Source organism: Acidaminococcus intestini DSM 21505, from assembly GCF_000425045.1.
Classification (GTDB): Bacteria; Bacillota; Negativicutes; order Acidaminococcales; family Acidaminococcaceae; genus Acidaminococcus; species Acidaminococcus intestini.
Genome location: NZ_AULA01000023.1, coordinates 13,885 through 28,586, shown reverse-complemented (window position 1 = coordinate 28,586; position 14,702 = coordinate 13,885). Strand labels below are relative to the sequence as shown.

The window sequence follows — 14,702 nt, the reverse complement described above, 5'->3', positions numbered from 1 at the left end:
GATCCTCTTTTTTTACCGTCCTGTAAATGGGACATTGGGATGATGGTACTGATCTTCCTTCAGGATGTGCCGCTCCCGAATAGTAATGGCCTGTTTGGGGCAGGCGTGAAGGCAGGCAAGGCAGTACGTACAGGTTTTCCCCATATGAACCGCATCCATGCCCAAGGATAGGTTCCCTACCGGACAAAGGCGCACGCAAAGACCACACTTGACGCAGCGCGCCGCATCCACACCAAGACGGAACCAGCGTCTGCCCAGGGACTTCCCCAAGGAAGTCCGGAAAAAGGAAGCCATGAGGGAGCCCTTGATGAGGGACCGGTCAGAGGTCCTGTCCTTGATCTTTTGGACAAGTTGGGGCAGGGCTTTCTCCGCCGTCACGAGTTTTTCATAAGCATAGGCAATATGCTGGCGCACGGCAGGCGTACTATTTGCCACCATGGCAAGATGGGCAGCGAAGGCAAGGTGTTGCCCCTTTTTTTGCAGGGCATTGTCAATACTCTGAAAAGCCGCACCGAAACTCGTTCCACTTGTGGCTACAGCAAAAAGATAAGGGGTCCCGGGAAACGTGAGACCTTCCAACGCGTCTGTCACAAAGTCCGGTGCATCCCCAAAATAGACGGGAAAGACGATTCCCACAACAGGATCCCGATCCTCTACAGGGCCCTCTTTCAGGGCGTGAAGGGAAAGGTTCAGGGATGTTGCCAGTTGGGAGGCAATAAAATAGGAATTGCCAGTCCCTGTAAAGTAATGAATCATGGTTCTTCTCCTTCCAGATGCCGCCGAATGGGAAGGGGGCGGCCCGTTTCACTGATGGACACATAGACAAAAACGGCGTCAGCGGCAAGAACCCGCTCACCTCCTTCTTCCACGGGTTCCAGATAGGCCTTGATTTCCACATCCAAAGAAGAGCGGCCCACATGAACAACACGGCCTTCAAGTTCAAGGACACGGCCATAGTGAATAGGCACATAGAAATTCATGCCCTTTACAGCAGCCGTTGTCACCCTTGTCCAGACATAACGGTGTGCTGTTATGCCCGAAAGTTCATCCATCCAGGCCATCAGGGTACCGCCAAAAAGATGACCCGCTGAATTGGCCATCTTGAGCATGACAGACCTTGTCATGACGGATACATCACGGCTCATACACGATCTCCCATAAGAGGACGGAAAAAGTCCACAAACGCATCGGCAAGCGCGGCATATCCTTTTTCATTTGGATGGATACCATCAACAAGGAGATTTTCACTGGCTTTTTCTTGGATTGCTTCAAATACGGCCTCCATATCAAAGAAAGGAAGGTCACGGCGTGCAGCCTCTTGTTTGAGGAACTGCCGGTAGGCCTTTAGGGCTGCATCATGTTTAGCAAATTCACTGGGAAGCTGCCATCCCTTTTCCGTGCTTTCCGGCCGCGCCAAGATAGGGCTTCCCAGCATAATGAGGGGGATGCCGCCTTCTTTTGCCGTATCAAGGGTCACGCAGATATTTTCTTTCATCTTTTCCAGGGGTTCATCAAGCAGAACATCATTGATGCCGCATTGAATAAAGACGCCGTCCGGGGCTTCTGCCAAGGCATCGCTGCAAAACATCCCCCGCATAAGGATGGTCAGGCGACCGCCGGCAGCATGATTGACAGCCGTAAAGCCAAGCTTTTTGGCGGCAATTTCCGGCCACGTGGCGGCAAGGGCAACATTGGTGCAGCTGACGAGGCTGTCTCCGACGAATACGATTTTCATCTTGTTTTCTCCTTTTGGACGGTCTCAAGTCTTTGACGAATGGCTTCATCTATTTTTTTGGTCACAGGGACAGGAACTGCATATTTTTTAGCCATATCAATAAGAAATCCGGAAAACAGTTCCAGTTCACCGGCTCGCCCCAAGACGATATCCCGGGAAAGAGAGGTCGTCTCCATTCGGTCTTCTTTTTGGGTGATACGTTCAAAATGGGCCCGTTTGAGATCATTAGGCAGGATAACACCCATCGCGCCAGCAACAGCCGCACTTTCTGCAAGCAGGCCCTGGATCAGGTTCTTACTTTCTGGTTCAGCAAGGACGCTGCCCAAAGGTTTTCCATAATAAGCCGTAATAAGGTTCAGTGCACAGTTAAAAATATACTTTTCCCACGTCTCAAGGCGGATATCCAAGGTTTCATAACAGCGAAACCCCGGATGGATGAACAGGTTATGGACAGCGGTCACCGCTTCTTCATCATCGCCGCCTATATAAAGACGCACCACTTTGCCTCGTTCATGGATTCCATAGTGTTCATCCATTTCACTGTTGATGTACAGGGCCGTATCCACGATACGCCCCACAGGAAGGATGCGGCGCAGCCACGTTTTGTGCTCAGCTCCATTCATGATGGGAACGAGGATGGTTCCATCTGTCACAATGGGTTTGATGTTTTCCAGTGCTTCCGTCAATTGGTCAGCCTTGACGCAAATAAAGATGACGTCCTGTGCTGGAAGCTGGGAAGCATCTTCGACGACAGGCAGCTGCAGATGAAGCGTTCCCAAGGCATCACTTTCCACATAAAGTCCCTGCTCAATAAGGGCCTTTTTGTGATCTTTCCGAGCAATCAAGGTCAGATTCCCTGATTCATATTTTTTTAGGTATCCGGCAAGGTAACCTCCGACCCCGCCGATCCCAATAATGGATATTTTCACAAAATCACCTCTTTGCATTTTGGTACTCCGGCGCCTCTAAGAAAGGCTTCCATCTTTTTGGAAAAAGGCATGATCTGCTGAAAGGGCGGCGAGGGCCTTGATGACTACGCCAGCCATCAGCCGAGATCCCACTTCAAGAGCCTTTTCATCAGGGCAGCAACGAGCATTATGAAGCCCGGCAGCCGGTGTACCAGGGGTACTGCAGCCTAGCCACAAAAAGGCCCCTGGCACTTTTTGAAGATAAAAGCCAAAGTCTTCGGCCGTAAGATCCGGTTCCACATGAGCCATGACAGCCTCTTCGCCCAGTGTTTCCTGAGCCGTCTGCCTGACAAGTTCAGCCGGCTTGGGCCAGTTCATCAGGACCGGATAACCTCGAAAATAGTTAAATTCATAAGTGATGCCTGCGCTTTGTTCAAGTCCCTTCAGGATGCCCTCAAGCCACTGGGGGATATGGTCCCTCGTTGTTTCGTTAAGGGTCCGGATGGTTCCCTCTAAGATACAGGAACCGGGCACTACATTGTAACGGCTCCCGCCGGAAATGGTTCCCACATTGATGGTTGCTGTATCAAGGGGGCTCACACGCCGTGAAACAATATGGCTGACTTCCTGCAGAAAATCAGCGGCAGCCAAAATGGCATCAACCCCCTCATGGGGATGCCCCGCGTGGGCCGTACGCCCCTTGATGGTGACACGGAACCGGTCAGAAGCAGCCATGAGGGGACCACCTTTGATGCCAATCCTACCTACGGGATAGCTAGGCCAGACATGAAGGCCAAATACACCGGAGACCCCGTCAAGGAATCCATCCTTCATCATGAGCCGGGCGCCGCCTGTAGGTGACAGTTCCTCCGAGGGCTGAAAGAGGATACGAACCGATCCAAACAAGTCATCGCGGCGCTGCAGAAGCCGCAGGACGGTTTCAAGCAGGATTGCCATATGGACATCGTGACCGCAGGCATGCATGACGCCTTCATTTTGGGAAGCAAAGGGCAGCCCTGTTTCTTCCCTTACAGACAGGGCATCCATATCGGCGCGAAGGGCAATCAGCGGGCCCTCTGACTTTCCTTTGAGGGTCGCCGCCACTCCATAGTGGCCCGTTCCCCTTACAGGGGAGAGCCCCCACTCTTCAAGAAGCGAAAAAATCTTGGCACTGGTTTCCGCTTCCTGGGTGCTTATCTCTGGGTGAGCATGAAAATAACGACGGCATTCCCGCCCTATTTCTACGATTTTCTCTTCAGACAGCGCAGCTGGGTTCATTTCAATCCACCTTCCTTTATAAAAAAAGAAGCGCATACTCGTATTGTATCACGGATAGGGCCCATGCGTAAGAGGCAAGTCCCTATTCCAAGAACGCCTTTGGCTTTTCATCATCCGGAGATAGAAAAAAGACCGCGAAGAGGGAGCATCTCTTCACGGTCTGTTTTGCCTTAGGCAAATTCCGCACCGTCCCAAAGGATAATCCTCTTTTCCTTGAGAGAGCGGGGTACATCAATGATTCGCTGGTTCCTGCTGCCCTTGAAGCGCAGGTTGAGGTCCTTTTCAGAAAGGACGAATTCCCCGTCAACAAGAACGTCCAAATAGCCCAGCATTTCCATCGTAATGGATGGGTCACCCAAGCGCCCTTTCAGCATATCTTCATCAAAGAGATAGCCGCTGTAGCACCAAATGGTCTTTTGAGGATAGTGCTCACGCACATGGCGCAGGACGCCAACAAGAACCGCTTGATTTTCCGGTTCAAAGGGCTCCCCACCCAAAAGGGAGAAGCCCCTGATATAGTCAGGTTCCAAGGCTTCCATGATTTCCTTGACGGCATGTTGGTCAAAAGGCTTGCCATAAGAAAAATCCCAAGCTTCCTCATTGAAACAGCCTTTACAGTGATGGGTACAGCCGCTTACGAAAAGGGAGACACGGACACCCGGTCCATTGGCGACATCTGTTTTTTTGATAGCGGCATAATTCACGGTGCGGCCCCCTTACAGATGAAGGACGCGGGACTTGATTTCCTTCGTTTTCCCGACGTTCCAGAAGTTTTCGCCCAAATAGCCACAGGTCCGGCGCACAACATTCATCTTACTCTGGTCCTTATTATGACATTGGGGGCATTCCCATTCCAAGTTGTCATTGACCTTGATTTCTCCGTCAAATCCGCAGACCTGGCAGTAGTCGGACTTTGTGTTAAATTCGGCATACTGGATATTGTCGTAAATAAAGCGAACAAGGTCTTCCACAGCTGTCGGATTCTTCTTCATATTAGGAATCTCGACATAGGAGATGCAGCCTCCTGTAGAAATGGGCTGGAACTGATTTTCGAACTTGAATTTGCTGAAAGCATCGATATGTTCACGGACATCAACATGATAGGAATTGGTATAGTATCCTTTGTCCGTAATATCCTTGATAGTGCCGAAGCGTTCCTTGTCGATGCGGGCAAACCGGTAGCACAGGGATTCAGCCGGGGTTCCATACAGAGAGAATCCCAGTCCCGATTCAGCACGCCACTTCTTGCAGGCCGCGTTGAGGTGCTTCATGACACGCATAGCAAATTCCTCGCCTTCCGGTGTCGTGTGGCTGCATCCCTTCATGGCCACCGTGCATTCATAAAGGCCGATATACCCCAACGACAGCGTGGAGTAGCCATTTTCCAAGAGCTTATCAATGGTTTCGCCCTTCTTTAGACGGGCAATGGCCCCGTTTTGCCAATGGATTGGGCTGACATCGCTGCGAATCCCCTTGAGGGCATTATGACGGACCATAAGTGCTTCACGGCAGAGTTCCAAGCGTTCGTCAAGGAGTTTCCAGAACTTATCCTCATCGCCCTTGGCAATGATGCCAATCTGGGGCAGGTTGATGGAAACAACCCCTTGATTGAAGCGGCCTTCAAATTTATAGTGTCCATCCTTATCCTTCCAAGGTACGAGGAAGCTTCGGCATCCCATGGGGGAAAAGACATTGCCTTCATAGTTTTCGCGCATCTTCTTGGCCGAAATATAGTCCGGATACATCCGTTTAATGGAGCAGCGTACAGCAAGCTCAGTCAAGTAATCATACTTACCACCCTTGAGGCAGTTATTTTCATCAAGGACATAAACCAGTTTCGGGAAGGCCGGAGTAACGTAGACACCGGCTTCATTCTTGATGCCTTCCAAACGTTGCTTGAGGATTTCCTCGATGATTTGAGCATTTTCTTCAATGTACTCGTCCTTGGGATCCAAATGAAGGAAAAGGGTTACGAAAGGAGACTGTCCATTAGTCGTCATCAAGGTATTGATCTGGTACTGGATTGTCTGGACACCGCTTGCCAGTTCTTCCTTCATGCGGGCATCGAGGATTTCGTTGAGTTCCTTTTCACTCAGTGAACCTTGGGTGGATTCCACAAGGCGTTTACGGAACTTATCCCGGCTGCGGCGGAGATATTTGCCCAGGTGGGAAATATCAACGGACTGTCCGCCATATTGGGCAGACGCGACAGACGCAATGATCTGGGTCATGACCGTGCAGGCAACTTGGAAGCTCTTTGGGCTTTCAATGAGTTTGCCATGCATGACCGTTCCATTATCCAGCATATCCCCAATATTGATAAGGCAGCAATTGAACATGGGCTGGATAAAATAGTCCGAATCATGAAAGTGAAGGATACCTTCATCATGAGCACGGGAAATCTTTTCCGGCAGCACAATCCGGCGCGTCAAATCACGGGATACTTCTCCGGCAATAAGGTCACGCTGGGTGGAAACCATAACGGCGTTCTTGTTGGAATTTTCTTCCATGACATCCTTGTTCTTGTTGCTGATCAGAGACAGGATGGATTCATCCGTCGTATTGGCTTTACGGACAAGGGCCCGGTTGTAGCGATAAATAATGTAGGCTTTGGCCAGTTCGTAACGGCCGCGGTTCATGATCTGCTTTTCGACCATATCCTGGATATCTTCCACAAGGAAGCGTTTCCTTTTCTTTCCTTCTACGAAGGAGGCGATGGTATCAATATCAGATTCCGGAAGTCGTTCTCCCTCCTCCACTGCTTTATTGGCCTTTTGAATGGCAACCACGATCTTATGCCGATCAAAGGATACAGTTGACCCATCCCGCTTTATGACTTGCATTCCCATCGCACTCATCCTTTCTTGATTTTTCTCTTATAGAAGGTGAAAGAACACGCTGTCCTAACGTGCCCTTTGCTGACCAAACATAAAAGCATCCGCTCCCTTTCCTTAAAAAAGCGGTGGAATAAAAAGCGAATCCGCCCAGAGCGATTACGCATATAGAATACACCATATTGGGTCGGAGCGCAAGAAAAATATCAACATATAGTGCTATTTGGGTAATTTTTCACGGCTACTACACAACACCTAGTTTGCACATTTGTCATGGACAGAGGTTACGATTGAGCATAAAAAGAAAGGACTGGACAATTTTCCAATGAGAAGATTTTGCTTCACAAAGTCACGCTAACATGCCATTCTCATCATAGAATGGCAGGAGGAAACAGGATTACACTTTTTAAACACGATTAATAGACAAAGAGGAGAAAAATCCACTGAAATATCATGAGAATTTTTTTCCTTCCTTTATCCGTTAGTAATGTTTGTAATAATTATTACTTCTTGATAAAAGCAGCCAGAAACATCCCCATATGAAAAAGGCTGCCCCCAAAGGGACAGCCTTTTTGCAATCATCAGAGGCTTTCAGCAAATGCTTCGAGAGCCGTCGTAGCTTGACCAAAGTCACGGGTCATTTGATCGACGCCAACTTTGATATGAGGAATGTGGTGACGATCCAGCGCCTTCTTCAGGTCAGGATATTCCATTTCCTCAGGATCGCAGAACTGCATCATGAAGACAATGACGCCTTCAGCACCGCTTTCCTTCACAAGGCTGCAGACATGTTCATTTCTCGTATCTTCCTGGTAGGAAGGATCGTAGAGGAGAACATCGTTGCCCTGTTTGGAGAACTGGACAGCCAGTGCCTGCAGGCCATTATCCAGGTCTTCCGGAGCATCCACAGCGAAGCTGCGGCTTTCATAAGCACAGTCATCAGCAGCAATGGCGAGTTTGTTGTCATCAAGGGCTTTCAGGATGCCAGGCATATTGTAGATAATTCCGGAAACGACAACCTTATGGCCATCGAACTTGCCAACAGGAGCAGCGGCCAGTTCTTTGTTGAGGGCTTCCAGTTTGTCCGAATATTCATCCTTCAGCATGAAGTAAGCTGCACGCAGAACGGCTGCACGAACAGAAGCAGGGATCAGGTCAGGATGGGCGTTCGTCAGCTTGCAGAATTCGCGGCGGGCCTTACGGCTGCGATTATACACTTTGATGGCATCAAGGATGGCATCATTGGTGATTTCATGACCGCAGATTTCTTCCAAATGGCCTTTGACTTCATTGTATGCGTCATAGGTGAACTGCTTGCCGGCAGCATTCTGACGGACCTGAGGATGAGCCAGGAAGATAACAGGCATCTTGTCTTTCATGGCAACCTTGAAGTTCTGACTCATCGGACGCAGGGTATCGCACAGAACCGGCGTAATGATTCCGTCAATATCATCGAGGGTCCCATCAAGCAGCATTTCGAGGGACTGCTGAGCAATCGTGCAGTAGAAGGTTGCACAGTATTCCTTGGAACGGATCTGCTGTTTGCCGTTGCTGCCCCAGATTCCCATCGGAACCATACCAGCAGCATAGACGAGTTCTTCCGGAACATAGTAAGGCAGGCAGCCAATTACTTTTTTGCCTTGACCCTTATATTTGGCCAACATGGTCTTCGGGCTGGCAGATACTTTTTTGAATTCTTCAATCAGTTCACTGATAGCCATTGTCAATTCCCCTTCTTTGCGTCATTTGCTTCCATGGCTTCGACCAAGCCCTGTACACGCGTTTCATACTGAGCAGCGTTGAAGTTTCTCGGGTCAGCCTGGTCACCGTCGAAGCCGGCGGTCGGAATGCCCAGATCCTTCGTGAAGCGGCGCTGCATTTCAGGCATGTACCCGCTCCAAGGTTTGCAGGAACGGTTGTAGTGGACCAGAACGCCGTCGACTTTGTTGTCACGGATAAGACCCTCACGCCAAGCAACACCTTGTTCGATGGAAACGGAGTTCGGAGCCTTGCAATAAGCCTTGACGAGTTCATCAAGATTGTTATAAACAAAGCCAAAGGCCGGTGCGTACACAACGCCCGTGATGTTAAGGCCGTTAGCTTTGAGCGGCTTGAAGAGGTCAGGCAGTTTCGGCCAGCAAGGAATGCCTTCGAACATGATACGATGCTGTTCCTTGAAAGGAGCGGTCGTCGTGCCGTTCTTGACGTGTTCTTCCAGTTCGCTGGCGAGCAGTTCGAATGCTTCAGCAGCTTCGACACGGCCGCGGGCCGTTACGACGTCAGCCATATGGTTGAAGAGGTCAAAACCGTTGAACGGGGACGGTTTGTACTGGAGGTAGTCACAAACCTTCAGCCAAGCTTTTGCCGTACGGTTGGCGTTTTGGCAGCACTGTTCAAACTTATCTTCGTCGAACTTCTTGCCGGAAATTTCTTCCATTTGACGGATAGCCGTATCGAGCTGGCTGCGGATATATTTGACGTTGGCTTCGTTGACATGGTCAAATTCATTGTAAGGAACGTCGATCATGATGAGGGGAATGTTATGACGGCGGGCAATGTCTTCATACCATTTGGTCATGCAGTTGCAGATGTTGTTGCAACACAGAACGAAGTCCGGCATCGGCATGGTCATCTGACGATATTTATGAAGCGCGTTCTGACGGCGGGTCTTTTCTTCTCCGTCCGGAAGGGCAGCAATTTCATAGATATTATCCGTCGTTGCATACGGTTTCAGGGTCTTCGGATCCTTGACCGGCTTACCATTTTCATCGAGGACTTTATTGCCATTGGCATCTTTCAGGGGTTTGCCACTGTTCGGATTGATGACATAGTTGCCATCTTTATCCATTTTGTTGGCACCACGGTAACCAGCAGCATAAGCCAAGGAAATACGGGAATAACCACAGATATCGTTGTCATAGCCCAGGTCTTCAGCAGCCTGACACATAACTTCGCCGTCACGGTTAGCTGCAATACCGGCAGCCTGGTTTTCAGGGTAACCAACATGCAGCCCAAAGGATTCAGCCAGTTCGCAAGGGAACTTGGAAGACGACCAGCCTACAGGTTCGCCAGCTTCTTTAGCTTCTCTCAATTCACGATAAACTTTTTCAACTACGTCTCTTAATGCCTGGACGCCAGGACTTACAGTTTTTGCCATAATGATCCTTCCTTCTTTTCATCAAGTTGAGCGCTTACTTGCTCGCCTTTCGATATGCATAGAGAGCCGCTCCCAAGGCCCCATTGTACTGGGCCAAGGGAGATGTCTTGATTTCTACGCCAAGGCCTTCCTCCAATGCATGGACAATGCCGTAGTTTTGTGCCACCCCACCGGTCATGGCCACGTCTGGAGAAACCCCGACGCGGTTGACAAGACCAATGACACGGCTGGCAACGGAACGATGGATACCGGCAATGATGTCGATTTTATTGGTTCCTTTCGACAGCTGACTGATGACTTCCGATTCCGCAAAGACCGTGCAGGTTGAGCTGATAGGCACACGTTTTGTAGACTGCGCCCCCAGCGGAGCAAGATCACTGACCTTGACTTCGAGGACACGGGCCATAACATCGAGGAAACGTCCCGTACCTGCGGCACATTTATCGTTCATCTGGAAGTTGGTCATCGCACCATTTTCAATATGGATAACCTTGGCATCCTGTCCCCCGATATCAATGACCGTGTGGACATTAGGCCAGAGGAAATGGGCCCCCATGGCATGGCAGGAAAGCTCACTCATCTGCTTATCAGCAATGCCTTCCAAGGAATTCCGGCCATACCCTGTTGCCAGGGTAAAGGCCAGATCTTCTCTTTTCATGTTGGCACTCTCAAGGACTTCGGAAATGGCACGGGCCGGTCCAGTCGTGCCAGCCCCAACGTCCACGAGGGACTTGGCGACAATGTCTTTGCCATCCTTGAGGATGATGCATTTTGATGCAGTGGAACCAATATCAATTCCGAGGGTATAGATACTCATTCAGTAAAGTTCCTCCTAAGGAAATTATTTCTTCGTGAAGGTATCGAACTCTCTGATGGCTCTTGGCAGCAGCATTTGATGGAACGGGCAAACAGATTTCGGATTCTGGTAAGCAGCTTCGGCGAAGGCTTCTACATAGCCACGAAGGTTAGTGAAATCAACGATTTCATCGACAAGGCCGAGTTCAGCACAAACCTTCGGACGAGATTTCGTATGGAAAGCTTCGATTAGGGCATTCATCTTGTCTATGGTCGGCTGCAGGTCCTTGCCGGCTTTCTTATCTTTAGCAAGACGTCTGGAATACATAGCCACAGCAGCGGTTTCGCCGTTCATGACATAGATTTCCGTGGCAGCCGTGCCAATGGAGAACGCGTTCGTATCGTTGCCCTGAGGCCCGCCCAGTACGTAGTGAGCAGCTGCAGAACCTTTTCTCAGAGTAATTTCGAATTGCGGAATGTTGGAATTCTGGATGGAATAGATCAGGGATTGACCCAGACCAAGCAGTTCGGCTTTTTCAGCGTCGTTGCCAACGTCGATACCGGACGTATCCTGGATCCAGATGATTGGCAGACGGTCTCTCGAGCAGAGCGTCACGAATTCGTTCATCTTGATGAGACCCTGCCGATAGAGCTTACCGCCCATACCAACAGCACCGGTCTTGTATTCAGGATAGTTCATCAACAGGCCCATGAAGTTGGCAACAACACCGACCACAAGGCCGTTGACCTTTGCCATACCGGTAATCATTTCAGGGCCGTAACCCTTCTTGTATTCACTGAATTCACTGTTATCAAAGAGTCGGCCAATGACGTTATACATATCATAGGCTCTCTTGTCGTTCAGCGGAACCAAGGAGTAGAGGTCATCCAGAGGCAGGGCCGGTGCTTTCGGATCGTCAACACGGAAGAATTCCGGATTGTAGCTCGGCAGCATGCCAATATATTTTTTGATGCCTTCAAGAACACCTTCTTCGGAAGCATAAACTTCACGGAAGAAACCCGTTTCAGTGTAATGGATATCAACCGCTCCAGGGGGCTCGGTCTTGCCGCTTTTTGCAACAGATTCAGCAATCTGTTCAGCGCCTTCCATATCAATGTAGCCTTTCGGGCTCATTCCGCCAAGGATTCCGGCGCCGCCAACAGCCATATTGGCTTTTTCGTGGGCAATGAGGATGGTCGGGCTGATGGAGTGGTAACCGCCGCCAGCAGGGTTCGTCCCATAAATGCCTACGATAACAGGAATACCGAGTTGGTTCAGTTCAGCATTGCGGAAGAAAGGCGTACCACCGCCACGGCGGTTCGGATAAACCTTTTCCTGTTCGTCGAACTTAACGCCAGAGCAATTCAGGACATAGACAAGAGGGATGCGCAGGGTCTTTGCCGTGTCAGAAGCACGGAGCAGGCATTCGGCCTGGCCCGGTACCCAGGCACCGGCAAGCTTCTTGTTGTCAGAAGCAACGATAACAGCCCACTTGCCGTTAATGCGGCCCAAGCCCTTGACAATGCTGACGGAACCGTTCTTGTTGCCTTCGGGATTGTACAGGGTGTTGAGCGGTCTGAAAGTGCCCGGTTCAACCAGTTTTTCAACGCGCTGCAGTGCAGTCAGCTGACCGGATTCATTCAGGGATTCATCACTGCGGCCAGCAGACTGGGCGGCTTTGATGAGTTCGTGGATCTCGGCTTCGATGGCTTTCAGCTGAGCTTCGTTTTCCGGATTCGCTTTCTTCATCGGTTTGCCGACCTGCGGCATATGTTCAAAATAACGGGGCATAGAGTAAAAACCCATGTTTTTCGTTCCTCCTACTTATCTCTTATTTGGCTTCCGGCACAGGCACTTTGATGAAGGCTTGGCCCGGGTCAATTTCTTCACGAATCAATTTGATAACGGACGGTTCCGGAGCTTCCAATTCAACAGCGCGGGAAACGTCGATTTCAAAACCCGTATTTTCAATGACGTCTTCGGGGGAAGAGGTCGGATAATATCCAGCCAGGTACATTCTCTTGGTCTTTTCGTCGAATTTGAGGATCCCGCGGTCCGTAACAACCATTTGAGGCCCTACTTCGCCGGGAAGGCCCAGTCTTTCACGTCCGCCAGGGCCATCAATCCAACCCGGGCTGGTCACGTAGTCGATCTTGTCCATGAATCTGCGTTTTTCATGCTGCATCATGATGATCGTATTGGAATAGGTTGCAATGCCGTTTGCGCCGCCAGAACCAGTGAAACGGGTCTTCGGATGATGATAGTCACCAATAGAGGTGGAGTTTACGTTACCATAGGGGTCGATCTGCGCACCGCCGATGAAAGCGATGAGACGGTTTTCCTTATGGAGGTATTCGTTGATTTCAAAACCGACGAAACGAACGTTAGGCCAAATGGTACCGCAGTGAGCCATGAATCTCAAGTCACCAACGGAACGAGGTACTTCAACAGGGGAGCAGTCCATGAGGCCACTTTCTACGATGATGTGGCAGTCCGGAGCATAGACTCTCTTAGCAACGCTGGCACCGATCAAGGGGAGCCCGGTCCCAACGGTTACGACTTGACCATTTTTAATCTGCTTGGCAATGGTAACTGCCTGCATTTCTTTATTGGTGTAATTCGTGTAATCAGCCATCCTAATTAGCCCTCCTTCGTCATATCAACATGATACCCAAGACCAGGAACAACCTTCAGGTTGATGAGGCGGGTTGCGCCCAGTTTGTTCAGGTATTCATCGTGATCTTTCAGGTCGAAGACCCATTCCTTGCAGAATGCATCGAAATCTTCCTGGGTCTTGGAAACAACATCGTAGACCTTCAGGAACGGATTATCATAGTCATACAGGCCGAAGCACTGAGACGGATGAGCGCCATAAGGAGCCAAGACAACCGCATCTACGCACATGCAGGGGATGTCGTTTTGGGTCGGATCGCGGCGGATTTCTTCGTTGCTGATGATTTCTTCGCACGTAACAATGGTGTGCTTAGCAGCCATAGCAATATCGACATCCTGGAACTTGCCGCCCCAGATGCGAACCGTACCATCCGGAGAAGCCTGCTGGGCATGGATGATGGCTACATCAATCTGAGGAACAGGAATGGCGAGGACGCGCTGTTTGTCGTTGAACGGGTTCTTGATTTCGACAAATTTGTCATCAGGAACCTTATCGAGGGTCTTGCGGACTTCCTTACTGATGCCCCATTCGGTTTCAAGACTGGAGCCCTGCATCAGGGAAACCGGAAGGAACGGAAGGCCAAGGGCAGCGGCATGCCACATCATATAGATGACATCCTGGGAATAATCTTCCATGGTGAGTTTGCCCGCTTCGAACCATTTACGGAAGCGTCTGGAAACATTCGTTACACCAGAGTTAGCCGTGTAGCAGTTGATATATGCCTTGACACGGCCACAGCCAATGAGCATATCCCAGTCACCGCCGGCAGCACCGGAAAGTCCGGTCAGGTCCGTGATTCCCTGTCTCAGGATTTCATAGACGGCTGCATACGGTTTACGGTCAGTCGTAAAACCACCCAGTGCAAGATGGTCACCACTGTGGACATACTTTGCAATAGCGTCTTTTAACGTCATTACTTTACTCAAAGCAAAAACCTCCTTTTAATTTCCATACTTTGGCTAAGCATGCTGAAGTTCCGGAACCATCGTCCGCTAAATCATCCATCCCCCTTTGAACATTCTCGATTCAGGTTCCGATTGGTATCACTCTTCATAGTACAAAGCGATTATAACACAAATAACTATTTTTTTAAATTCAATTTCAAGGATTTATGCGTTTTTTAACAATTTTATATGAATTCGGACAATTTTTTTATTAAAAAACTAAAAAAGCCCATTTTTCCTAGGTTTTTTCTAAATAGGCCCCATAACAATAATCGTGCTTTTTCCTTTTTTCCACGAAAATAGATAAAAAAATGTTACATATGAAAAAAAACCGGGACCCCGTTTTCAAGGGGTATCCCGTATGCAATCAAAATGT

The 14,702-nt window shown here is 49.7% G+C and carries 13 protein-coding genes; all 13 read right to left on the bottom strand.

All coding sequences use genetic code 11. From position 1 onward, the window contains the following. Positions 1-12: 12 nt before the first annotated feature. The 13 genes from H503_RS0107945 to gctA all read right to left on the bottom strand — a co-directional run bounded on the left by H503_RS0107945 (position 13) and on the right by gctA (position 14,308). Positions 13-756, bottom strand: a complete 744-nt coding sequence (locus H503_RS0107945) for an EFR1 family ferrodoxin (RefSeq protein ID WP_009016279.1) — start codon at positions 754-756, stop codon at positions 13-15. Then, the gene (locus tag H503_RS0107940; protein WP_009016280.1) at positions 753-1,145 is read right to left on the bottom strand and encodes an acyl-CoA thioesterase; all 393 of its coding nucleotides are present in this window, start codon (positions 1,143-1,145) and stop codon (positions 753-755) included. Before H503_RS0107940 ends, H503_RS0107945 begins: the two co-directional genes overlap by 4 nt. Continuing rightward, entirely contained in the window at positions 1,142-1,735 is a 594-nt protein-coding gene (locus tag H503_RS0107935) for an SGNH/GDSL hydrolase family protein (protein WP_009016281.1), read from the bottom strand. Before H503_RS0107935 ends, H503_RS0107940 begins: the two co-directional genes overlap by 4 nt. Then, on the bottom strand, positions 1,732-2,664 hold the full coding sequence (locus H503_RS0107930) for a ketopantoate reductase family protein (protein WP_227077598.1): 933 nt from the start codon (positions 2,662-2,664) through the stop codon (positions 1,732-1,734). Before H503_RS0107930 ends, H503_RS0107935 begins: the two co-directional genes overlap by 4 nt. Positions 2,665-2,700: 36 nt before the next feature. Further along, positions 2,701-3,921: a M20 metallopeptidase family protein gene (locus H503_RS0107925; RefSeq protein ID WP_035196198.1), complete on the bottom strand. Its 1,221-nt coding sequence runs from the start codon at positions 3,919-3,921 to the stop codon at positions 2,701-2,703. Positions 3,922-4,091: 170 nt separating this feature from the next. Continuing rightward, on the bottom strand, positions 4,092-4,625 hold the full coding sequence (gene nrdG, locus H503_RS0107920) for an anaerobic ribonucleoside-triphosphate reductase activating protein (RefSeq protein WP_009016064.1): 534 nt from the start codon (positions 4,623-4,625) through the stop codon (positions 4,092-4,094). Positions 4,626-4,637: 12 nt separating this feature from the next. Next, positions 4,638-6,764, bottom strand: a complete 2,127-nt coding sequence (gene nrdD, locus H503_RS0107915; protein ID WP_026385659.1) for an anaerobic ribonucleoside-triphosphate reductase — start codon at positions 6,762-6,764, stop codon at positions 4,638-4,640. A gap of 572 nt (positions 6,765-7,336) precedes the next feature. After that, the gene (gene hgdB / locus H503_RS0107910) at positions 7,337-8,476 is read right to left on the bottom strand and encodes a (R)-2-hydroxyglutaryl-CoA dehydratase subunit beta (protein ID WP_014128098.1); all 1,140 of its coding nucleotides are present in this window, start codon (positions 8,474-8,476) and stop codon (positions 7,337-7,339) included. A 2-nt stretch (positions 8,477-8,478) separates the two neighbouring features. Beyond that, positions 8,479-9,912, bottom strand: coding sequence for a (R)-2-hydroxyglutaryl-CoA dehydratase subunit alpha (gene hgdA, locus H503_RS0107905; RefSeq protein ID WP_009016067.1), 1,434 nt, complete (start codon positions 9,910-9,912; stop codon positions 8,479-8,481). A 34-nt stretch (positions 9,913-9,946) separates the two neighbouring features. Beyond that, a complete protein-coding gene (hgdC, locus tag H503_RS0107900) occupies positions 9,947-10,729 on the bottom strand; it encodes a (R)-2-hydroxyglutaryl-CoA dehydratase activase HgdC (protein ID WP_009016068.1) in 783 nt (260 codons plus the stop codon). Between the two features lie 24 nt (positions 10,730-10,753). Next, positions 10,754-12,514, bottom strand: coding sequence for an acyl-CoA carboxylase subunit beta (locus H503_RS0107895; protein WP_009016069.1), 1,761 nt, complete (start codon positions 12,512-12,514; stop codon positions 10,754-10,756). A 25-nt stretch (positions 12,515-12,539) separates the two neighbouring features. Next, a complete protein-coding gene (gene gctB, locus H503_RS0107890) occupies positions 12,540-13,343 on the bottom strand; it encodes a glutaconate CoA-transferase subunit B (RefSeq protein WP_009016070.1) in 804 nt (267 codons plus the stop codon). A gap of 5 nt (positions 13,344-13,348) precedes the next feature. Beyond that, positions 13,349-14,308 carry a glutaconate CoA-transferase subunit A gene (gctA, locus tag H503_RS0107885; protein WP_009016071.1) on the bottom strand — a complete coding sequence of 320 codons (960 nt, stop codon included), beginning with the start codon at positions 14,306-14,308 and terminating at the stop codon, positions 13,349-13,351. Positions 14,309-14,702: the final 394 nt, after the last annotated feature.

Coding starts and splice junctions, on each gene's coding strand:
- H503_RS0107945 (WP_009016279.1), bottom strand. CDS start 756: ATGATTCATTACTTTACAGGGACTGGCAATTCCTATTTTATTGCCTCC.
- H503_RS0107940 (WP_009016280.1), bottom strand. CDS start 1,145: ATGAGCCGTGATGTATCCGTCATGACAAGGTCTGTCATGCTCAAGATG.
- H503_RS0107935 (WP_009016281.1), bottom strand. CDS start 1,735: ATGAAAATCGTATTCGTCGGAGACAGCCTCGTCAGCTGCACCAATGTT.
- H503_RS0107925 (WP_035196198.1), bottom strand. CDS start 3,921: ATGAACCCAGCTGCGCTGTCTGAAGAGAAAATCGTAGAAATAGGGCGG.
- nrdD (WP_026385659.1), bottom strand. CDS start 6,764: ATGCAAGTCATAAAGCGGGATGGGTCAACTGTATCCTTTGATCGGCAT.
- hgdB (WP_014128098.1), bottom strand. CDS start 8,476: ATGGCTATCAGTGAACTGATTGAAGAATTCAAAAAAGTATCTGCCAGC.
- hgdA (WP_009016067.1), bottom strand. CDS start 9,912: ATGGCAAAAACTGTAAGTCCTGGCGTCCAGGCATTAAGAGACGTAGTT.
- hgdC (WP_009016068.1), bottom strand. CDS start 10,729: ATGAGTATCTATACCCTCGGAATTGATATTGGTTCCACTGCATCAAAA.
- H503_RS0107895 (WP_009016069.1), bottom strand. CDS start 12,514: ATGGGTTTTTACTCTATGCCCCGTTATTTTGAACATATGCCGCAGGTC.
- gctB (WP_009016070.1), bottom strand. CDS start 13,343: ATGGCTGATTACACGAATTACACCAATAAAGAAATGCAGGCAGTTACC.